Below are 19,336 nucleotides of genomic sequence, written 5' to 3' on the forward strand. Positions count from 1 at the left end.
TAGGATGGAATTAATTATCGCCAAGTGCTGCAAGAAGCTCCGCCCGATGTTCAGACGCAAGTGCATTGCATAGCTCGTCTATATCACCATCCATCATGGCATCAATTTTGTAGAGTGTGAGATTGATGCGGTGATCGGTAATACGGCCCTGTGGAAAGTTATAAGTCCGAATACGATCACTACGATCACCAGTGCCAACTAAAGACTTTCTGGTCTGTGCTTCTAGCTGATGTTTTTCACGTTCACGGGCATCCATGATGCGAGAAACAAGAACCTTCATTGCTTGTTCACGATTGCGGTGCTGACTGCGATCATCTTGGCACTCAACCACAGTGCCAGTTGGTAAATGGGTAATACGAACAGCAGAGTCCGTTTTATTAATATGCTGACCACCAGCCCCTGAAGCTCTAAAAGTATCAATGCGTAATTCAGCAGGGTTAATTTTGACCGCTTCTAATTCATCAGCCTCGGGCATTACAGCTACTGTACAAGCTGAAGTATGAATACGTCCCTGAGTTTCTGTTTGGGGAACGCGTTGAACGCGATGACCACCAGACTCAAATTTGAGGCGTGAATAGACAGACTGACCTACTAAGCGCAGAACAACTTCTTTATAGCCACCAAGATCAGATTCGGCAGCATTCACCACTTCTACTTTCCAGCCCTGACGTTCTGCAAAGCGCGTATACATTCGGAGTAGGTCGCTAGCAAAAAGTGCACTCTCATCACCGCCTGTACCCGCCCGAATTTCTAAGAAGACATTGCGTTCGTCGTTGACATCTTTGGGTAGAAGTAGTTTTTGAAGTACACCCTCAAGCTCTTCCATAGTGGCTTGAGCTTGTTTCTGCTCTTCATCAGCAAAGTCCTTCATATCAGGATCCTTGCGCATCTCTTCTGCAGCTTGAGCATCAGCCTCAGCTTGTTTATATAAGCCAAATTGCTCCACTACCGTCGCAATATCAGAATGCTCACGTGTGAGCTTCCGATAGTTGTCCATATCCTTGGTGGACTCTTCGGTAGTTAATAAAGAATTGAGTTCGGCTAAGCGCGTGTCTAGGTGGTCTAGCTTAGCCCGCATGCTGGGCTTCATCTAATGGTCTTCTGGCTTGGAGTGCGAGGCGAATAATTTGGGAAGCAACTTAATCAGGGCGTCACGCTCAGCGCCATTAGAATGTTGTAAAGCATGCAATGATCCATGCAAGAACTTATTCGTTAAGCCTTGCGCCATTGCATTGAGAACCTCTTGGGGATCATCACCACGCATCAATCGCTTCATGGCACGATCCAGTTCAAGCTGCCTGAGATGCTCACCTTGTTGCTGAATATCCTGAATGAGTGGCACAGTCTTGCGACCTTGCATCCAGTGCATGAAATTACCAACACGATCTTCAATGATCGCTTCAGCCTGACTCACTGCTGCTTGACGTAAGGAAGCACCCGTCTGAATCATCACGCCTAAATCATCGACTGTATATAAGTAGATGTCATTTAAGCGGCTAATCTCTGGCTCAAAGTCACGGGGAACTGCTAAATCAATCATGACCATGGGTTTACGGCGACGTTGCTTCAGAGCGCTCTCTACCATTCCTAATCCGATAATCGGCAGTGATGATGCTGTACTTGAAATGATGATGTCAAATTCATGTAATCGACTTGGCAGATCTGAGAGCTTGAATGATTCTGACTCAACATCTTGAATAGAAATCGAATCTGCTAATTCTTGCCCGCGCTCAATCGTGCGATTAGCAATTGCTACTGCCTTAGGTTTACGTGCCACGAAATGGGTGGCGCATAAAGTGATCATGTCGCCAGCGCCAATAAATAGAACGCGTTGATCAGCAATACTTTCAAAAATGCGTTCAGCCAATCGAACTGATGCGGCTGCCATCGAGATTGAGTGAGCACCAATTTCTGTAGAGCCGCGAACTTCTTTTGCGACTGCAAAGGTTTTCTGAAAGAGTTGATTGAGATAAGTGCCAAGGACGCCCGCATCATTTGCAGTACGCACAGCATCTTTCATCTGACCCAAGATTTGGGTTTCGCCAATCACCATGGAGTCCAACCCACAAGCAACTCTAAAGGCATGACGGACTGCATCAGATTGCGGTAGCGAATAAATATGGGGCTCCAAACTGCTTGGAGCAAGTTGTTGGGTTTTAGCTAACCAGTCAAACGTCGCTTCATGTAACAGGCCGGCTGCATCTGCATCGTTAGCAGCGCAGTAGAGTTCAGTTCGATTGCAAGTGGACAGGATTGTGGCCTCCGGCAGGCCGGCCTGATTCGCACCAACGAGATGTTGGCGAAGATCGTGCAACGCTTCTTGAAGAAATTCAGGGTCAAAGGCGACCTTTTCCCGAATGGCGACCGGCGCTGTGTGATGATTGATGCCGAGTGTCAACAACTTCATAATGGTGATTATAGATTTGATGTCAGCAACAAGGGGGTGGCAATGGGGTTTTTAGCTTTTCTGGTGATCGGTGGCTTAACTGGCGTATTTGCCTTAGTTTTTTACCCAGGAAAACGTCAATCTAAGCCCGGGGCTAATAAATTCCTCATGGCAGTCTTACTTGGCAGTATTGCTGCCCTAGCTAGCTCCTATATAGGGCAATTTGCAGGTTTATTTCAGTCCGGTCAGATGCTGGAGTGGCTTTGTGCCATAGGTGCTTCTTGTCTGGCTGGTGTCTCATACGCGAGCATAGATAAATAAGTCCAAACACGCTGCAATTAGCTCTAGTGCACCAGAATTTACCCCTTTTTTAATGTGTAATATATTACACATTTATTATGTGCTTATGGCATAATATTTACTATGAACTTACGTGAAATTGGACTGCAGGTGGCCTATCGCAGAGTTGCTCTTGGTTTAACTCAAGATCGCTTAGCTAAGTTATCCAATTTGTCCAGATCAACCATTCTTCATTTAGAAAACGGCACCCTCAAGGATTTGGGAGCTGCTAAATTATTTGCTCTGCTCGGGTTGCTCGGGATCAATGTTTCAATGCAAGGGCGGCAGAAAAAGCAATATGCTCTAGAGGCTGCGAGCCAAACTGCGAGCGTGAGTTACAAAAATAAATTAACTGGCCCACAGCTAGCAAAGTCATTGGTATCGGGAAAAATTCCAGAACCCATCTTTCCTTATATAGCTTCTTTGCTCGATGAGACTCCATTACCTCTGATTGTTTTGGCGGTTGAGGAGGCAGCTAAAGCAAGCAATACTCCCCCCAAAAGCATTTGGAAAAATATTGATCGTTGGGCTCATGAAATGCACTCGCCAAGACTGGCTTGGCAATAATGGCGGATGAATAAACCAATTCACGAGCGTAAGCTGCCCGATGGCGTTTGGAAGGAGTTATTTCCCCATGCGCTTCGAATCATTACTGAAATTAAAAAACATGGAATGGCTAACCCCTTTTGGACATTTGGGGGTGGCACTGTTCTGATGTTGCGCTATCAGCATCGGCTTAGCAAGGATATCGATATTTTTGTTCCAGACCCCCAGTATCTGGGTTTCGTAACTCCAAGGTTGAGTGATGTTGCCGCCAATATTTCTTCACAATATGTCGAAGACCAAAACTCCTATGTCAAGTTAATTCGTCCAGAGGGAGAAATTGATTTCGTGGCATCTCCTAATCTCACCAAGCCTGGATATGAATTATGGAATATTTTTGGCGACACTATTCGTGTTGAGACTGCTGTAGAAATTGTGGCAAAAAAACTATGGCACAGAGGAGATAGGGCGGCGGCCCGTGATTTATTTGATCTATCGTTAGTGATCGAGCGTGAGCCCAAAGAATTGCAAATCGCAAAACTGTTTTTGTTGAGGCATGCCGATCAATTTATTGAACAAATCCAAAGTAGAGCTCATGTACTAAAACCCCAATTTAATGAAATTGATGTTTTGAGCTATAGCCCCAGTTATGACGAAGCGGTAGAGCGAGTTACAGGTTTTTTAGGGGCTCTAAAGTAATGCCGACTATGGTCGTAATTCATGCTTCAGGCTGATGCATCTTTATTCAGCGTCTAAAAGGATTTGATCTAGAAAATCCATTAAATCAATGTCGGCGCGATCTGCGGATGACGCTAGCGCAGATTGGCGTCGATATTCCTCAGTCAGCTCTACTGAGGTTGCGGTGTCATTATTGATGGTTTTTGGGCTGTTTGATAGCATTTTTGATCATATTTAGCCGAGAATTTTAATATCTTAAGTTAACTACTTAGCGAAAATAAGTCTTTATCCGTATGACTTGCATGGCTATCAACCCACTGAATCGGTGACTGCTGTTTTGCAATTAGCCACTCATTGGCTTTAGTGAAGTGCCCACAGCTTGCCTTTGCACTAGGCTCTAGAAAAGGCTTCTCTGTTTTAAAGACCCCCAGCCCAGAAGGGTGGGAGGATTGCAGAATCAATTGATCTTGGGTAGCCTCAATCAGAGGTAACTTAGATTGGGCATGACCGCCCCACAGCATCCAAACCAGATAGGGTTTTTGCTGTGCTAAAGCGCTTATCAGTCTATCAATGAGGGATTTCCAGCCTAGGTTGGCGTGACTACCTGCTTCACCCAATTTGACGCTGAGAACGGTGTTGAGAAGCAGGACACCTTGCTCAGCCCAAGGGTGAAGATCTCCATTGGGAAGTGCGCCAAAATTTTCCAGTGCTAGTGCTTTACTGATATTGCGTAAGGAACTCGGAAATTGGCGAGAGTTTGTAGGAATATTGCTCGGTATCGAAAAGGCCAAGCCCTGAGCTAGTCCAGGGGAGTGATACGGATCTTGCCCCAAGATAACGACCTTGACCTTGGTAAGTGGGGTTAATGTGAGTGCCTTGAAGAAATTTTGTGGCTCCGGACGAATCTGCTCACCCTCTTTATTGAGCTCAGTTCTCAGATTAGTCTGCAGTATTTGCCACTCAGGAGATTGAAAGTAATCTCCGAGCAGGGCGCGCCAATCTTCCGGAATGTCAGCCGCGGAAAATGAATGCATTACTCAGCTGGTGTGATTATGTACTGGGCTGGAATTTGATCATCCTCAAGAACAGTCATGCACCCATGCTCTAAGTCATCTCGGTAAAAGCAAATCTGAATGATTTGCCCTGTGATCAAGCTAGACAACACCTTATCCCAGCGCGCAGCGGTAATGCGCTCACCATTCATACTCGCCAATAGATCTCCGGCCGCTAGACCTGCGAATTGAGCAGCTCCACCATCAAGCACATGCGTTACCTTTAACCAGCCATTGCTATCACTATGGCGCATTCCGAATTGCAGTTTTATTTGCTCTAGTTTGGAATGTTTTTTTTGTTTAACCGTAATGAATTTGGAATCAATCCATTTCTGAATTGGAATATCTTCAGTCCCAAAAATATAACGAGACTTAAATTCATTCCAAGTGGCATTAAATCGCGCACCTAGAAGTGTTCGCATTAAGTCATCTAGACCATCTTCAGCAATCCCATCAAGCGTGACTCCATGTATTTTCCAGATGAGGCGCATTAAGTCATCCAGGGATTTTTGATTGTTTGTGAATGCGCGAATCTTGAGATCTAAACCTAAAGCAAGCAAGGCTCCCTTACCGTAATAACTCACGACTGCATTCGGCGTATTCTCATCGGCTTGGTAGTACTTGGTCCAAGCGTCAAAAGAGCTATCTGCAAGACTTTGCTTCAATCTTCCTGGGCCACGCAAAATACCATTCCAATTATTAGCAACTAACTGAAGGTAGGTTTTTAGATCAATACGTTTACTGCGAAATAATTGCAAGTCATCGTAGTAACTCGTAAAGCCTTCAAATAACCACAGTAAACGAGTATGGTTTCTGCGATCAAGTTGATAGGGTTGAAAGGCTTTTGGCTGAATGCGTTTAACTAACCATGCATGGAAGTATTCATGGCTACAAAGGCCTAGAAACTCACGATAGGATGCCTCATCAAGCGGGGAATGTATTTGGGGAATTTGATCGCGACGGCACAGAAGAGCGGTGCTGTTGCGATGCTCTAGTCCACCATATCCAGAGAGGACCGCATTGACCAAAAATAAATAATTCTGGAAAGGTGCTTGCTTAGTTTTTGGTTCAAAGAGATTAATAGTGCAGGTACAGATCGCCTGAAGATCTGTTGCTAGGCGTTCAAGATCGACTTCATGGATGCAGCCTTGAATGGCCATGGCATGTGAGACACTATTTGATTGCCAATGAGCAATCTGAAATTCACCCATCGCAATGGGATGATCTAAGAGATCATCATAATTTTTGGCGAGATAAAAGCCGTAACCTTGATCATCTACTTTGGCTGGCTGTAAGCCCGTCTGCACAGTCCAGGAGTTTGCGCAAGTATCTTTAGGAGGAATCAACACTACAGCACACGGTAAAGACTCCTGTCCCATGACCGCTAAACACAAACTACTTGGGTTGATAAATGCACGCTCAGTATCAAGATAGGCAGCCCGCACAGAAGAATCAAATGCATACACCGTTGTGAGAATTTCTACCGGACCAGTTACTTTGGGTAGGCGCCATTGATCGTTATCAATCCGCTCTAAGACTAGGGCTTCATTCGGCTTACTGAGTGCAAACCCTTCAATCGTTTCGATTTGTTTGCTGAAGTCGCGTATTAAATAACTTCCTGGAATCCAGGCGGGCATTTGCAGAATTTGCCCACTCGGCAATGGATTTTCAATGCGCAACTTCACATGAAAGCGGTGACCATACAAATCTGCCGACCAAATGGTGTACTGGATTGCAGGTAGTTCAGAAGTATTTATTTTATTCATCAGTTTAGGCTGCTACTTCAGACTGCTAAATTTCTTTTCAATATCGGTGATTTGAACTGCGCCAGGAAAGCGGCTGCCATCAGTAAAGAAAATAGTTGGAGTCCCTGTAATTCCGTAGGTTTTGGCAAAGGCCATATTTTTATCTAAAGGTGTGCTGCAGTCACTCTTACCACTAGGTGCAATACCATTAATCATCCAATCAACATAGGCTTTCTGGGGATCTGCGGCACACCAAATTTGTTTCGATTTTTGCGCGGAGTCGGCTGACAGAATTGGGATAAGGTAGGTATAGACCGTCACGTTATCTAGTTGCTGCAAGGATTTTTCTAAACGCTTGCAGTAGCCGCAATTCGGGTCAGAGAAAATAGCTAACTGTCGACTGCCATTGCCGCGTACGGCTTTTAAAGCATTTGATAGATTAAGTTCAGTCCATTTGATGCGATTGAGATCTGCCTGTTTTTGTTCGGTAATATTTTTCCCGGTAGCGATCTCAATAATTTCGCCTTGGATTAAATATTTACTATTGGCATCTGTATAAAAAACCTCATTTCCAACCAATACTTCGTATAGGCCGGAGATAGGCGATTGAGAAACACTTTTGATTTTCGTGTTTGGGCCAATTTTCTTTTGGAGCTCAGAGCGGACTTGCTGCTCCGATTGTGCGTTGACCACTCCCGCTAAAAATATGAGAGAGCAAGCTAGGACGAGAGTAGAAAGTAATTTATTCAAAATCAGCATCTCCGAGAGCGCGTTCAATGAGGCGCCGTTTAATGAAGTGACTGCGATTGACCATACCCAGCCCCCAATTACGTAATTGCCTTTCAGTGCTACTGCTGCCTGAGAAAAGCTTTTTGAGTTTATCTGTTACCCAGAGTAATGCGCTAGTGTCGCCTTGACGTTGGCGCTCGTAGCGACGTAGCAGCACGATGTCATTCGGTGGTCGAAAAGATTCTCGTTTACTCAGTACATGAAGCAGTGATGCAACATCTCTGAGGCCTAAATTCAATCCTTGCCCTGCTAGTGGATGCATGACATGAGCCGCGTCTCCAATGAGAACAACTTTGGGATTTTCTGCTGGGCCAATAAAGCGACTCGCCTGAATTTTTCTGAGAGGAAAAGTGGCTGGTGTTGAATTGAGCGTGAGCGTTCCAAGTTGAGCAGCAATTGCTCCACTAGCAATCGAGGAAAACTTTTCAGCCCATCCTGACAAATCCAGCTTTAAAAGATCTGCCGCATTTTCTGGTGAGCTTGACCACACCATCGACACTTGTTTATTTGGAAGCGGCAACATTGCCACAATATCGCCACCTGGCAAAAACCACTGATAAGCAGTTTCTAAATGAGCGCTACTGCAAATCCAATTTGCTACTACGGCATTCTGTGAGTAACTTTCCTCTTTTGCAGGAATGCCTAACTCTGAACGGATGGGTGAATTAGCGCCATCAGCGGCAATCAGGAGTTGGGCTCTCAAGCTTGAACCATCTTGCAGATGGAGTAGGACCCCATCAGCAATCACTTGAATGTTTTCTACTGCGCCATTAATGCGCTCCAATTTACTTTGGAAGCGTGAGGCTTGATCAAGGGTATGCTCGATCACATTCGATTCACCAATCCAGGCTAGCTGGGGCGTACCTGCTTCAAATGCAGATAGATGTAGCTGATCCTGGTTTTCACCTCGATCACCAAAAATCCGCATATCCCGAACAGCTTGTAAGCGGCTGTGATCAACAGCGTCCCAAACCTGTAGATGGGCCAATAATTTTTGGGTGCCAGGAGAAAAAGCATAAATACGTTGACCCCATTGACTGCCCTCGGGAGCCAAAACTACTTGCCCTAAGTCGGGAGCAATCTGAACTGTTTGTAGCCCAAGTTGCGCTACACCTAAAGCGCAAGCCTTGCCCACTATGCCTCCGCCGACTACGGCAATATCTACATTCCGTATCTGAGAGGTATTTTTGGGTAATTTGACCAAGGAATTTGGGTGAACTTCTGACATATCTCGATGATATCGAAACTAGCCCTTTACAATACAGCCATGTCTTTGAAATGTGGCATCGTCGGCCTGCCTAACGTCGGCAAATCTACCCTCTTTAACGCGCTTACCAAGGCTGGAATCGCGGCAGAAAACTATCCTTTTTGCACAATCGAGCCTAATGTAGGTGTGGTCGAGGTTCCTGACCCCCGTCTTGCCGCCTTGGCTGAGATTGTGAAGCCTGAGCGCATCCTGCCTGCAGCTGTCGAATTTGTCGATATTGCGGGACTGGTAGCTGGTGCCTCCAAAGGTGAGGGGCTAGGGAATCAATTTTTAGCCAATATTCGTGAAACTGACGCCATTACCCATGTGGTGCGCTGTTTCGAGGATGCTAATGTGATCCACGTGGCCGGAAAGATTGATCCAATCTCCGATATCGCCGTGATCGACACCGAATTGGCTTTATCAGATTTAACTACGGTTGAAAAAACGCTGCAGCGCTCAAGCAAGGCGGCTAAGTCAGGTAACGACAAAGAGGCCGCAGCCTTAGTAGCTGTGCTGACCAAAGTACAGGCTCACTTAGATCAAGCCCAGCCAGTACGCAGCATGAAGCTGACTGAAGAAGAAAACTTGCTCTTAAAGCCACTCTGCTTAATCACAGCAAAGCCGGCAATGTACATCGCTAACGTCAAAGAAGACGGTTTTGAAAATAATCCCCATTTAGAGGCAGTGATTCAGCATGCGGCCAAAGAGGGCGCACCAGTAGTAGCGGTATGCGCCGCAATCGAGGCTGAGATTGCTGATCTAGATGATGCCGATAAAGTGGAATTTCTTGCTGATCTAGGTATGGAAGAGTCTGGATTAGATCGCGTGATTCGTGCAGGTTATAAGTTATTGGGGCTACAGACCTACTTTACTGCTGGCGTTAAAGAGGTTCGCGCTTGGACTATTCATCAAGGTGACACAGCTCCTCAAGCTGCAGGGGTTATTCATACGGACTTTGAGCGTGGCTTTATTCGTGCGCAAACTATTGCATTTGAAGACTTTGTTCAATTCAAGGGTGAGTCTGGTGCTAAAGAGGCTGGCAAGATGCGTGCCGAAGGTAAGGAGTATGTTGTTAAGGACGGAGATGTCTTAAATTTCCTCTTTAACGTCTAGAGCATTAGCCCCAAAGAAAAAGCCCTTACTACTAAGGGCTTTTTTGTTTTCTTGGAGGAATAAATCAACCCGCTTTGACAGCCTTTTCTAGGCACTTGGAAATTTCTTCATAGCGCTTGATGGCGACCTTAGTTGGTACTACTTCTTTTTTGCGCCCATCTTCATTGGCAGCCATCTTGATATAGCCCATGGCGCTCAGATTTTTCAGTCGCCCGTGCAACGTGGCTTGAGAGCCAAGCTCAGACAGAGAAATTAAATCACCGACCAACAAGGATTGCTTGGCATGAAAGCTCAGAATAATTTTATCCAGCAGACTTTCTTCAATGGAGTCGAGTTTTTTCCCAGGATTGATGCGATCTAGTACATCAATCAAATTCAGAAAACGAATATAGCAAGATGATTTAATTGTAGACATGGATTTGTGCATTAAGTATGAGTAGTTAGCCCTAGGGTTAGTACCATTGTAGACCCATTAATCTTGTTCGCAACTTGTATGTATTCATAGAATCAACCATACTCGCAACAATGGATAAAACAAGTCGCGAATGGATAGTTGGATGTATCGTGAGCGTGCTTGCTTACTCAAGCCTTTTTTATATCAACGCTTGGCTTACAACGCATCTGAGCTATGGCCTTGGCGTGAATTGGATTTATCTCCCAGCCGGCTTACGTTTATTTTTGACGCTCATCTTTGGCTTATCTGGCGCCCTTGGTATTGCTATCGCTTCATTCGTAATTTGTTTTTTTGGACAATTTCCACCTGAGCTGATTACTTGCATAGGTATCGGCTTAATATCTGGCTTTGCGCCCTATCTAGCAAGACTCTTTGTGATGAGTAATATCAGTATCTCATCTGATTTAAGTAACTTGAGCTTACAGAAGCTAGCAATTTGTATTTTAATTTACGCTGCCCTAAGTTCAGGCTTACACCAATGGTGGTTCGCAGTTCGAGAGCTTGATGAGGCTGGAACTCTCAATCATTTCTTGGTCATGTTGACTGGCGATGTACTCGGAACAGTAGCTATGATCGGGCTTGTTAAATACGGCTTAGATCTAATGAGACCTTCTAAATCTAATTAACCAAATAGCTTGCCCAAAGCTAGCCCTGGATCATCCGCTCTCATAAAGGCTTCGCCTACTAAGAATGCATTGATTTGATGATCGCGCATCAATTGCACATCTGTACGATTCATGATTCCAGATTCGGTCACCAGGGTTTTGCCAGCGGGAATCATTGATAGCAAGGACAGGGTTGTTTGAAGGGTAACTTCAAAAGTCTTCAGGTTGCGATTATTAATTCCAAGCAATGGTGTTTTTAATTCAAGAGCTTGCTCCAATTCAGGGGCATTATGAACCTCAACGAGGACATCAAGACCGAGTTCATGAGCACAAGCTTCTAGCTCCTTCATTTGATTGAGTTCTAAGCAGGCCACAATGAGCAAAATAGCATCGGCACCTATTGCCCTTGCCTCATAGACTTGATAGGGGTCGATCGTAAAGTCTTTACGTAAGACTGGAATGTTGCATGCAGCTCTTGCAGCCTGAAGGTAGACATTAGCACCCTGAAAATAATCTTTGTCTGTAAGGACAGACAAACAGGCCGCTCCGTTTTTTTCATAGGATTGAGCAATCTCAGCTGGCTGAAAATTCTCTCGCAAGATTCCCTTGCTAGGACTGGATTTCTTAATCTCGGTAATGACGCCGGCTTTACCTGCTGCAATCTTTCCTTCGATAGATCGAATAAAGCCTCGCGGTTTTAATATCGCATCACGATTATTTTCTTCAGCTTGATCGCGTTGATTGGCTAAAGAGATTTTTTTAGAATCAGCGGCAACCTCAATTTTCTTGGTGGCAATAATTTTGTCGAGGATATCGCTCATGGAGATCTTAATTAGATTTGGGTTGCGGCTACAAATTGGTCTAGCTTTTGACGAGCAGCGCCAGATGCGATGGCTGCTTGCGCCATCTGAATACCACCAGCAATACTTGGTGCTACATCGGCTACATAAAGCACTGCTCCGGCGTTGAGGCAAACAATGTCACTTGCTGGACCAGATTTTTTATTGAGCACATCTAGAACAATCGCTTTCGATTCTTCGGCATCAGCCACCTTAAAGCTGCTGGTAGGGGCTGTATTTAAGCCAAAGTCTTTTGGATGAATCTCATATTCACGAACTTGGCCATCTTTTAATTCACCTACTAAGGTTGGGCCCTCGAGAGAGATCTCATCTAAGCCATCGCGGCCATACACTACCATCGCATGATCCATCCCCATGGCTTGCAATACACGCGCCTGAATACCAACTAAGTCTGCATGGAACACGCCCATCAGGATGCGCTTGGCATCTGCTGGATTTGTAAGAGGTCCTAGGATATTGAAAATCGTGCGCACACCCAAATCTTTGCGAATCGGCACAACATTCTTCATTGCAGGGTGATGGTTTGGTGCAAACATAAAGCCTGCCCCTACATTAGAAATGCATGTTGCAACCTGCTCGGGTGAGAGTGAAAGCTTAACGCCTAAAGATTCTAGAATATCTGCACTGCCTGATTTGCTACTCACGCTGCGATTGCCATGCTTGGCAATTTTTGCACCAGCTGCTGCTGCGACAAACATGGCAGCTGTAGAAATGTTGAAAGTGTGAGCGCCGTCTCCACCTGTACCCACTACGTCAACTAAATTTTTTCTATCCTCAACATGTACTGGCGTCGCAAATTCACGCATGACTTGGGCAGCTGCCGCAATTTCACCAACAGTCTCCTTTTTGGTGCGCAGGGCAACGAGTAGACCGGCAACCAAAGTTGGCGGCATCTCACCACTCATAATCAGGCGCATTATGGCAGTCATCTCGTCATGAAAGAGTTCGCGATGTTCAATACAACGCTGTAATGCTTGCTGTGGAGTAATAGACATAGGGGTCGACTTCGTACCTGTGATTTATTTGGCTTGCAAGAAGTTCTTCAGTAATGCATGACCATGTTCCGAAAGAATCGATTCTGGATGAAATTGCACGCCTTCTACTGCGAGTTCTTTATGGCGTACTCCCATAATTTCACCATCAGGAGAAGTGGCGGTTACCTCAAGAACTGCCGGCAATGAACTCTTTTCAATGGCAAGCGAGTGATAACGCGTTACTTTGAATGGGTTGGGCAAATCTTTGAAAACACCAACGCCAGTATGGTGAATATCATCAGTCTTGCCATGCATGACTTTCTGGGCGCGAATAACTTTTCCGCCAAATGCTTCACCAATGGCTTGGTGTCCAAGGCAGACACCTAGGATTGGAATCTGTCCGGCATAGCGTTGAATCGTAGCCACTGAAATCCCTGCTTCAGCTGGACTGCAGGGCCCTGGTGAAATGCAAATACGTGCAGGATTAATCTTGGCGATCTCTTCAACGGAAATTTCATCATTACGGAGGACCTTTACCTCTTCGCCAAGTTCTGCAAAATACTGAACGAGGTTGTAGGTAAATGAATCGTAGTTATCAATCATGAGGAGCATCGAGTCCCCCTTGCACTAAATCGGCCGCCATTAAAACTGCTCGAGCTTTCACTTCGGTTTCTTTCCATTCGGCAGTGGGGTCAGAGTCTGCTACTACACCAGCACCTGCTTGAGAATGCAATACGCCATCACGAATTACGCCTGTACGAATGGCGATCGCTACATCCATATCTCCAGAGAAGGAGAGGTAGCCTACTGCACCACCATAAACCCCGCGTTTCACAATCTCCATCTCATCAATAATTTCCATCGCCCGAATTTTTGGGGCGCCTGATAAAGTGCCGGCAGGAAAGGTTGCGCGCAGAACATCCATATTGCTCATATTGTCTACTAGCTCGCCTTCAACAGAGCTAACGATATGCTGTACGTGAGAATACTTTTCAATCGACATCGAATCTGTCACTTTGACGGTGCCTGTCTTGGCAATACGACCTACATCGTTACGCGCCAAGTCAATCAACATCACATGTTCTGCAATTTCTTTTGGATCGGCAAGCAATTCTGTCGCAAGGCGCTCATCTTCCTCAGGTGTTGCGCCGCGAGGACGTGTGCCAGCTAATGGACGAATCGTCACAATCTTTTGACTCTCACGTTGTTCTTGGCGCACTAAGATTTCTGGTGATGAGCCCACTACCTGCAGATCACCAAAGTCATAGAAGTACATATAAGGTGATGGATTCAAAGAGCGTAATGCACGATAGAGAGCAAGCGGTGAATCTGTAAATGGTTTACTAATGCGCTGGCCAATCACCACCTGCATGCAATCGCCAGCCAATATATATTCTTTGGTTTTGAGAACGGCATTTTCAAAGTCTGCTGCCTTGAACTTGCGGATCAATTCTGTTTTAGTGCTTGGTAATGAGGCTGGCATGCTCACAGGTTTGCTTAAGCAAGCAAGCAATTCTTTTAAACGCGCTTGGCCCTTATCAAAGCTATCTGTCACGCTGGGGTCTGCATAGACAATTAAATAAATGCGACCTGCAACGTTATCAACAACTGCTAACTCTTCGGTGAGCATCAATTGAATATCGGGCACACCCAATTCATCTGGCAGATGATGTTTTGCTAAACGTGATTCAATGTAACGAACCGTGTCATAGCCAAAGTAGCCAGCAAGACCACCACAGAAGCGTGGGAGACCGGCTTGTACTGCTACTTTAAAGCGCTTGAAATAAGCGTCTACAAAATCCAATGGGTTGTCATGATTACTTTCAACCACCTTGTCATTGAAGAGCACTTCAGTAAGTGGTGCATCAGGCGTACCCACTGTTCTCAAAACAGTTTTTGCAGGTAGCCCAATAAATGAGAAGCGCCCAAAGCGCTCACCACCTAAGACAGATTCAAGTAGATAGGTATTCTTTTGTCCAAAGGCCTGAGTGAGCTTGACGTATAGCGACAGCGGCGTCTCTAAGTCTGCTAAAACTTCTTTCACTAATGGAATACGATTGAAACCCTGTTTTGCGAGGGCAAGAAATTCATCGTGCTGCATTACGCTTTCCCTGACGTCGCTAGTTCTGCGCGCATCGCTTTAATGACGTCTGCATAATTTTCTTTGCCAAAGATTGCAGAGCCAGCAACAAAAGTATCTGCACCAGCTTTAGCGACTTCTGCAATGTTATCGACCTTAATTCCGCCATCTACTTCAAGACGAATATGGCGACCACTCTCTTGTTGATAACGATCTAGGCGCGCACGCACTTGAGTAATCTTATTTAGAGTGCTAGGGATAAATGATTGACCACCAAAGCCTGGGTTGACAGACATGAGTAACACAAGGTCGAGCAGCTCCAATGTGTGGTCGAGGTGATCAAGCGGTGTTGCTGGGTTTAAAACCAATCCAGTTTGACAGCCTTGATCGCGAATCAAATTAATTGTGCGGTTCACATGAGGACTTGCCTCTGGATGAAAGCTAATCAGGTTTGCACCTGCTTTTGCAAAATCTGGAATGAGGCGGTCTACGGGTTCCACCATAAGGTGCACATCAATCATCGCCGGCTTGCCATCTTTTGTTGCATGAGGGCGAATTGCCTCGCAAACCAAGGGTCCAATAGTCAGGTTCGGAACGTAGTGGTTGTCCATCACATCAAAGTGAATCCAGTCTGCACCCGCCATGAGAACATCTTGAACTTCCTTGCCCAGGCAGGCAAAGTCAGCCGACAAAATGGAGGGTGCAATGACAAACTGGCTATTTGAGGGTGATTTCAGGCTATCCATCCCTAGATTCTAGCTTGCAGTTGGGCTTAGGATGGCGCAGAATTCGAGCATGAATCCTCATGAAATCAGTATTACAGTCAAAACCCAGTATTTGGCCGATCAGTCTGACCCTGATAACCGCCAATTTGCGTTTGCTTATACCGTCACCATCAGAAATACTGGTGCGGCTAGTATTCAGGTCATTGCCCGTCATTGGTTCATCACGGACGGCGACAATGATGTCCAGGAAGTGCGTGGCTTGGGGGTGGTGGGCCAACAACCCCTTTTGCGGGCGGGGGAGCAATTTGAGTACACCAGCTGGGCCACTTTACCAACGCCGGCGGGAACAATGCGTGGAGAGTATTTCTGTGTCACGGAGGAAGCTCAGTTTTTCCAGGCCCCAATCCCTGAATTTGTCTTGGTGATGCCGAGAACCTTGCACTAGGTTCTCAAAAACACTATTTTTTGCCTTTACCAGTCCAAAAGACGATAAAAAGCAGCAGGGCTAAGGCTAGACCACCCTCCAAGGCAAACAAGATCATCGGGTATTCATCGAGTAAATTGGCAATCATGATTTCTATGTCCAAATTAATAAGTCGCGAGACTGCTTTGCGGATTCTTCTCTGCAGTGTATTCGTTATCAGCATTGTCAGCTTATTGGCTGCTTGCTCTACGCCTTCTACCCGTGGATCTGCTTATCGATCTAGTACCGCAGCCCCAACTAGCTATAGCTCCTCGATCGCCAGCTTCCGATCTGTTTCTTGGCAAGACTTACCTGGTTGGCAGGAGGATGACTTAACTCAGGCTTGGCCAGCTTGGCTCAAAAGTTGTGATGCCCTGCGTAAACGTAATAGTGAAATGAATTGGCGCCAGGCATGCACTCAAGCCGGCAACGTTTCAGGCCGCGATGAACGTGCAATTCGTCAATACTTTGAGGGAAATTTTCAGCCATACGAAGTACGTAATAGTGCTACAGGCAACGAATCTGGACTAATCACAGGTTATTACGAGCCTGTCATGAATGGCTCCCAGACCCGCACAGTCACTTACTCTATTGCCTTGTACGGCCTGCCAAATGCCTGGAAGGGCTCAAAGCCAAGCCCTGCGCCAACACGTGCAGAACTCATGAGTTCTGGAATACTGCGAGGTTCAGAAATCGCCTGGGTGCAAGATCCTGTAGCTGCTGCTTTTATACAAATTCAGGGCTCTGGAAAAATTCGTTTAGAAGATGGACGTGTATTGCGACTGGGTTATGCCGGCACTAATGATCAGCCGTTCAAGTCTTTTGCCCAGTGGTTGCTTGATCGCAAGGAGATCACGCGCGGTGAGGCAACAATGCAGGGTATTTCTGCATGGGCTAAGCGCAACCCAGGCCGAGTAGAGGAGATGCTCAATGCCAACCCTCGATTTGTATTCTTTAAAGAGTTGCCGAGTCATGTCAGCCCTGACCTTGGCCCTAATGGTGCTTTAGGAGTCCCTTTAACAGCCGAACGTAGTATTGCCATTGATCTGAAGGCGATGCCCTTAGGCGCCCCAGTCTTCTTGAGTACTACCAAACCCTTGAGTAGCCAAATCTTGCAAAAGTTAGTGATGGCCCAAGATACAGGTAAAGCCATTGTGGGCGGGGTACGAGCAGATTACTATTGGGGATCAGGAGATTCTGCAGGTGAGTTAGCGGGACGCATGAAGCAAGATGGCAAGATGTGGTTATTGCTACCACGCTGAACAAATTATTTTTTGAAAGAGATTGATGACCTACAACACTATATTGACTGAAGTGGATGGCAAAGTTGCCGTCATTACCCTCAATCGCCCTCAAGTATTAAATGCCCTAAATGATGAGTTGATGAATGAATTAGGTAAGGCTCTGCTGGGTTTTGATGCTGACGACAATATTGGTTGCATCATCGTCACCGGAAGTGAAAAAGCTTTTGCTGCCGGCGCAGATATTGCAACAATGGCAAAGTATGGATTTGCTGATGTTTATCGTAGCAGCTTTATCTCTCGTAACTGGGAAGAGATTAAAAAAGTACGCAAGCCAGTGATTGCGGCAGTGTCTGGATATGCGCTCGGCGGTGGGTGTGAGTTGGCCATGATGTGCGACACCATCATGGCAGCGGATAATGCGAAGTTTGCTCAACCAGAGGTGAAGCTGGGAATCATCCCTGGCGCCGGTGGTACACAACGTCTACCACGTGCAGTCTCAAAAGCAAAGGCAATGGATTTGGCGCTGACCGGCCGGATGATGGATGCGACTGAAGCCGAGCGCTCTGGTCTTGTTGCCCGTATTTTCCCGCAAGCAGATTTGCTAAAAGAAGTGAAAGCAATTGCTAAGACTATTGCGGATATGCCACTGCTGACTGTGATGATGGTGAAAGAAGCAATTAATGCCGCATATGAAACTACGCTATCAGAGGGTATGCACCTTGAGCGTCGATTATTCCACTCTTGCTTTGCAAGCAATGATCAAAAAGAAGGCATGGCAGCTTTTATGGAAAAGCGCCCAGCTCAATTTACGAACTCGTAAAAACTTCAGCGCTCAGAGTAAATTATTTTTGTAAGTAGCGTTGGGCTAGCTTGACCCAGTAGCTAACGCCTACTGGGATCAGTGCATCATTAAAGTCATAAGAAGGGTTATGAAGATGGCATGGACCCATGCCATGACCCACCGAGCGGTGATCGCCATCACCATTACCTAGAAACACATAGCAACCAGGTTTCTCTAGCAGCATGAATGCAAAATCTTCTGCGCCCATTGTTGGGTCGATAGCAGTATTGACGTTTTGTGCCCCAACCAGCTCGCTCATGACCTCGCTTGCAAAATTCACTTCCTTGTCATGATTGATGAGCGGAGGATAGTTGCGAGCAAAACTGACTTCTGCTTGACAGTCAAATGCGCTAGATACACTGTGTGAGATCTCTCTCAAGCGTTGTTCAATTAAGTCTAGGACTTCGATGGTAAATGTGCGAACGGTTCCGCCAATAAAAGCGCTATCCGGAATGACGTTACTCGTCTCGCCTGCATGGAACTGCGTTACCGATAACACAGCTGCGTCTACTGGGCGCTTATTGCGGGTAATGATGCTTTGTAGTGCTTGCACAACTTGAGTGCCGGCAAGTACAGGGTCAGCACTATTGTGTGGCAAGGCGGCATGTCCACCTTTACCTCGAATGGTGATTTCAAAAGTATTACTAGAAGCCATCATCGGGCCAGACGTCACGCCAAAATGCCCTTCGGCAAGTCCCGGCCAGTTATGTAGACCAAAGACAGCATCGCAAGGAAATTGCTTAAAGAGTCCATCATTAATCATTTCTTGCGCGCCAGCACCACCCTCTTCTGCTGGCTGAAATATGAAAATGACCGAACCGGTAAAGTCTCGATGATTAGATAAGTATTGAGCGGCACCCAAGAGCATGGCAGTGTGGCCATCATGACCACAGGCATGCATCTTGCCTGGATTCTTTGAGGCATGTTCAAAGTTATTGTGTTCTTGTAATGGCAGTGCATCCATGTCGGCACGTAATCCAACCATCTTGCCTGAACCTAATTCCCCATCTAACCTTCCAACCACTCCAGTTTTTCCGAGGCCGCGATAAACCGTAATTCCCCAGCTCGAGAGTGCTTCAGCTACCAGATCAGATGTACGATTTTCTTCAAAACGCAATTCTGGGTGCGCATGAATATTGCGGCGAATCTCTTGAATAGCTGATGCGGAGTCGATAATTTCTGGAAGTAATCGCATG

22 protein-coding genes are annotated in these 19,336 nt (G+C 46.0%); 8 read left to right on the forward strand and 14 right to left on the reverse strand.

Annotation, left to right across the window (positions count from 1 at the left end; all coding sequences use genetic code 11):
- Positions 1 to 10: 10 nt before the first annotated feature.
- Both prfA and hemA read right to left on the reverse strand, forming a co-directional pair.
- Positions 11 to 1,090, reverse strand: coding sequence for a peptide chain release factor 1 (gene prfA / locus ICV89_RS00685; protein ID WP_215308783.1), 1,080 nt, complete (start codon positions 1,088 to 1,090; stop codon positions 11 to 13).
- Entirely contained in the window at positions 1,091 to 2,407 is a 1,317-nt protein-coding gene (gene hemA, locus ICV89_RS00690; protein WP_215308785.1) for a glutamyl-tRNA reductase, read from the reverse strand.
- A 42-nt stretch (positions 2,408 to 2,449) separates the two neighbouring features.
- On the opposite strand from hemA, the gene ICV89_RS00695 reads away from it, so the two are divergent.
- The 3 genes from ICV89_RS00695 (at position 2,450) to ICV89_RS00705 (ending at position 3,967) form a co-directional block, all read left to right on the forward strand.
- Positions 2,450 to 2,707 (forward strand): hypothetical protein, encoded by a 258-nt coding sequence (locus ICV89_RS00695; RefSeq protein WP_215308787.1) that lies wholly within the window; start codon positions 2,450 to 2,452, stop codon positions 2,705 to 2,707.
- A 102-nt stretch (positions 2,708 to 2,809) separates the two neighbouring features.
- On the forward strand, positions 2,810 to 3,292 hold the full coding sequence (locus ICV89_RS00700) for a helix-turn-helix domain-containing protein (protein ID WP_215308789.1): 483 nt from the start codon (positions 2,810 to 2,812) through the stop codon (positions 3,290 to 3,292).
- A gap of 6 nt (positions 3,293 to 3,298) precedes the next feature.
- Complete coding sequence (locus ICV89_RS00705) at positions 3,299 to 3,967, forward strand: nucleotidyl transferase AbiEii/AbiGii toxin family protein (protein WP_215308790.1); 669 nt, start codon at positions 3,299 to 3,301, stop codon at positions 3,965 to 3,967.
- Positions 3,968 to 4,009: 42 nt separating this feature from the next.
- Here ICV89_RS00705 and ICV89_RS00710 read toward each other — a convergent pair whose 3' ends face one another.
- Genes ICV89_RS00710 through ICV89_RS00730 form a run of 5 tightly spaced genes read right to left on the reverse strand, consistent with a single transcriptional unit; the run spans position 4,010 to position 8,760 of the window.
- The gene (locus tag ICV89_RS00710) at positions 4,010 to 4,168 is read right to left on the reverse strand and encodes a hypothetical protein (RefSeq protein ID WP_215308792.1); all 159 of its coding nucleotides are present in this window, start codon (positions 4,166 to 4,168) and stop codon (positions 4,010 to 4,012) included.
- Positions 4,169 to 4,206: 38 nt separating this feature from the next.
- The gene (locus ICV89_RS00715; RefSeq protein WP_215308794.1) at positions 4,207 to 4,980 is read right to left on the reverse strand and encodes a uracil-DNA glycosylase; all 774 of its coding nucleotides are present in this window, start codon (positions 4,978 to 4,980) and stop codon (positions 4,207 to 4,209) included.
- Positions 4,980 to 6,764, reverse strand: coding sequence for a M61 family metallopeptidase (locus ICV89_RS00720; RefSeq protein WP_251370859.1), 1,785 nt, complete (start codon positions 6,762 to 6,764; stop codon positions 4,980 to 4,982). The genes ICV89_RS00715 and ICV89_RS00720 overlap by 1 nt, the downstream gene beginning before the upstream one ends.
- A gap of 12 nt (positions 6,765 to 6,776) precedes the next feature.
- Entirely contained in the window at positions 6,777 to 7,520 is a 744-nt protein-coding gene (locus ICV89_RS00725; RefSeq protein ID WP_251370860.1) for a DsbC family protein, read from the reverse strand.
- Entirely contained in the window at positions 7,486 to 8,760 is a 1,275-nt protein-coding gene (locus ICV89_RS00730) for an FAD-dependent monooxygenase (RefSeq protein ID WP_215308796.1), read from the reverse strand. Before ICV89_RS00730 ends, ICV89_RS00725 begins: the two co-directional genes overlap by 35 nt.
- 39 nt (positions 8,761 to 8,799) lie before the next feature.
- Here ICV89_RS00730 and ychF point away from each other — a divergent pair, with 39 nt between their 5' ends.
- Positions 8,800 to 9,894: a redox-regulated ATPase YchF gene (gene ychF, locus ICV89_RS00735; protein ID WP_215308802.1), complete on the forward strand. Its 1,095-nt coding sequence runs from the start codon at positions 8,800 to 8,802 to the stop codon at positions 9,892 to 9,894.
- 64 nt (positions 9,895 to 9,958) lie between these two features.
- On the opposite strand, the gene ICV89_RS00740 is transcribed toward ychF, so the two are convergent.
- Positions 9,959 to 10,309, reverse strand: a complete 351-nt coding sequence (locus ICV89_RS00740; protein WP_215308804.1) for a hypothetical protein — start codon at positions 10,307 to 10,309, stop codon at positions 9,959 to 9,961.
- A 110-nt stretch (positions 10,310 to 10,419) separates the two neighbouring features.
- Between ICV89_RS00740 and ICV89_RS00745 the strand changes: the two genes are divergently transcribed.
- Entirely contained in the window at positions 10,420 to 10,974 is a 555-nt protein-coding gene (locus ICV89_RS00745; protein WP_215308806.1) for a hypothetical protein, read from the forward strand.
- Here ICV89_RS00745 and trpC read toward each other — a convergent pair.
- Genes trpC through rpe form a run of 5 tightly spaced genes read right to left on the reverse strand, consistent with a single transcriptional unit; the run spans position 10,971 to position 15,613 of the window.
- Positions 10,971 to 11,774 (reverse strand): indole-3-glycerol phosphate synthase TrpC, encoded by an 804-nt coding sequence (gene trpC / locus ICV89_RS00750; protein ID WP_215308808.1) that lies wholly within the window; start codon positions 11,772 to 11,774, stop codon positions 10,971 to 10,973. The two genes, ICV89_RS00745 and trpC, sit on opposite strands and share 4 nt — an antisense overlap.
- Positions 11,775 to 11,785: 11 nt before the next feature.
- Positions 11,786 to 12,808, reverse strand: a complete 1,023-nt coding sequence (trpD, locus tag ICV89_RS00755) for an anthranilate phosphoribosyltransferase (RefSeq protein WP_215308810.1) — start codon at positions 12,806 to 12,808, stop codon at positions 11,786 to 11,788.
- A gap of 24 nt (positions 12,809 to 12,832) precedes the next feature.
- On the reverse strand, positions 12,833 to 13,399 hold the full coding sequence (locus tag ICV89_RS00760) for an aminodeoxychorismate/anthranilate synthase component II (protein ID WP_215308812.1): 567 nt from the start codon (positions 13,397 to 13,399) through the stop codon (positions 12,833 to 12,835).
- A complete protein-coding gene (trpE, locus tag ICV89_RS00765) occupies positions 13,383 to 14,888 on the reverse strand; it encodes an anthranilate synthase component I (RefSeq protein WP_215308814.1) in 1,506 nt (501 codons plus the stop codon). Before trpE ends, ICV89_RS00760 begins: the two co-directional genes overlap by 17 nt.
- Complete coding sequence (rpe, locus tag ICV89_RS00770) at positions 14,888 to 15,613, reverse strand: ribulose-phosphate 3-epimerase (protein WP_215308816.1); 726 nt, start codon at positions 15,611 to 15,613, stop codon at positions 14,888 to 14,890. The genes trpE and rpe overlap by 1 nt, the downstream gene beginning before the upstream one ends.
- Positions 15,614 to 15,662: 49 nt before the next feature.
- On the opposite strand from rpe, the gene apaG reads away from it, so the two are divergent.
- From apaG to ICV89_RS00785, 3 genes are all read left to right on the forward strand, one after another.
- Positions 15,663 to 16,037, forward strand: coding sequence for a Co2+/Mg2+ efflux protein ApaG (apaG, locus tag ICV89_RS00775; RefSeq protein ID WP_215308818.1), 375 nt, complete (start codon positions 15,663 to 15,665; stop codon positions 16,035 to 16,037).
- Between the two features lie 134 nt (positions 16,038 to 16,171).
- On the forward strand, positions 16,172 to 17,317 hold the full coding sequence (locus tag ICV89_RS00780; protein WP_215308820.1) for a murein transglycosylase A: 1,146 nt from the start codon (positions 16,172 to 16,174) through the stop codon (positions 17,315 to 17,317).
- Positions 17,318 to 17,342: 25 nt separating this feature from the next.
- Positions 17,343 to 18,119 carry an enoyl-CoA hydratase gene (locus ICV89_RS00785; protein ID WP_215308822.1) on the forward strand — a complete coding sequence of 259 codons (777 nt, stop codon included), beginning with the start codon at positions 17,343 to 17,345 and terminating at the stop codon, positions 18,117 to 18,119.
- 22 nt (positions 18,120 to 18,141) lie between these two features.
- On the opposite strand, the gene ICV89_RS00790 is transcribed toward ICV89_RS00785, so the two are convergent.
- Complete coding sequence (locus tag ICV89_RS00790) at positions 18,142 to 19,335, reverse strand: M20 aminoacylase family protein (protein WP_215308824.1); 1,194 nt, start codon at positions 19,333 to 19,335, stop codon at positions 18,142 to 18,144.
- Position 19,336 lies beyond the last annotated feature (1 nt).

The organism is Polynucleobacter sp. Adler-ghost (assembly GCF_018688495.1).
Lineage (GTDB): Bacteria > Pseudomonadota > Gammaproteobacteria > Burkholderiales > Burkholderiaceae > Polynucleobacter.

What these genes read in the sequence shown, in the direction of transcription:
- ICV89_RS00720 (WP_251370859.1), bottom strand. Translation starts at nt 6,764, where the DNA reads ATGAATAAAATAAATACTTCTGAACTACCTGCAATCCAGTACACCATT.
- ICV89_RS00760 (WP_215308812.1), bottom strand. Translation starts at nt 13,399, where the DNA reads ATGCTCCTCATGATTGATAACTACGATTCATTTACCTACAACCTCGTT.
- ICV89_RS00715 (WP_215308794.1), bottom strand. Translation starts at nt 4,980, where the DNA reads ATGCATTCATTTTCCGCGGCTGACATTCCGGAAGATTGGCGCGCCCTG.
- ICV89_RS00790 (WP_215308824.1), bottom strand. Translation starts at nt 19,335, where the DNA reads ATGCGATTACTTCCAGAAATTATCGACTCCGCATCAGCTATTCAAGAG.
- ICV89_RS00695 (WP_215308787.1), top strand. Translation starts at nt 2,450, where the DNA reads ATGGGGTTTTTAGCTTTTCTGGTGATCGGTGGCTTAACTGGCGTATTT.
- ICV89_RS00785 (WP_215308822.1), top strand. Translation starts at nt 17,343, where the DNA reads ATGACCTACAACACTATATTGACTGAAGTGGATGGCAAAGTTGCCGTC.
- ICV89_RS00745 (WP_215308806.1), top strand. Translation starts at nt 10,420, where the DNA reads ATGGATAAAACAAGTCGCGAATGGATAGTTGGATGTATCGTGAGCGTG.
- ychF (WP_215308802.1), top strand. Translation starts at nt 8,800, where the DNA reads ATGTCTTTGAAATGTGGCATCGTCGGCCTGCCTAACGTCGGCAAATCT.
- trpE (WP_215308814.1), bottom strand. Translation starts at nt 14,888, where the DNA reads ATGCAGCACGATGAATTTCTTGCCCTCGCAAAACAGGGTTTCAATCGT.
- ICV89_RS00700 (WP_215308789.1), top strand. Translation starts at nt 2,810, where the DNA reads ATGAACTTACGTGAAATTGGACTGCAGGTGGCCTATCGCAGAGTTGCT.
- ICV89_RS00730 (WP_215308796.1), bottom strand. Translation starts at nt 8,760, where the DNA reads ATGTCAGAAGTTCACCCAAATTCCTTGGTCAAATTACCCAAAAATACC.
- apaG (WP_215308818.1), top strand. Translation starts at nt 15,663, where the DNA reads ATGAATCCTCATGAAATCAGTATTACAGTCAAAACCCAGTATTTGGCC.
- ICV89_RS00710 (WP_215308792.1), bottom strand. Translation starts at nt 4,168, where the DNA reads ATGCTATCAAACAGCCCAAAAACCATCAATAATGACACCGCAACCTCA.
- ICV89_RS00705 (WP_215308790.1), top strand. Translation starts at nt 3,299, where the DNA reads ATGAATAAACCAATTCACGAGCGTAAGCTGCCCGATGGCGTTTGGAAG.
- ICV89_RS00740 (WP_215308804.1), bottom strand. Translation starts at nt 10,309, where the DNA reads ATGTCTACAATTAAATCATCTTGCTATATTCGTTTTCTGAATTTGATT.
- trpC (WP_215308808.1), bottom strand. Translation starts at nt 11,774, where the DNA reads ATGAGCGATATCCTCGACAAAATTATTGCCACCAAGAAAATTGAGGTT.
- trpD (WP_215308810.1), bottom strand. Translation starts at nt 12,808, where the DNA reads ATGTCTATTACTCCACAGCAAGCATTACAGCGTTGTATTGAACATCGC.
- hemA (WP_215308785.1), bottom strand. Translation starts at nt 2,407, where the DNA reads ATGAAGTTGTTGACACTCGGCATCAATCATCACACAGCGCCGGTCGCC.
- ICV89_RS00780 (WP_215308820.1), top strand. Translation starts at nt 16,172, where the DNA reads ATGTCCAAATTAATAAGTCGCGAGACTGCTTTGCGGATTCTTCTCTGC.
- rpe (WP_215308816.1), bottom strand. Translation starts at nt 15,613, where the DNA reads ATGGATAGCCTGAAATCACCCTCAAATAGCCAGTTTGTCATTGCACCC.
- prfA (WP_215308783.1), bottom strand. Translation starts at nt 1,090, where the DNA reads ATGAAGCCCAGCATGCGGGCTAAGCTAGACCACCTAGACACGCGCTTA.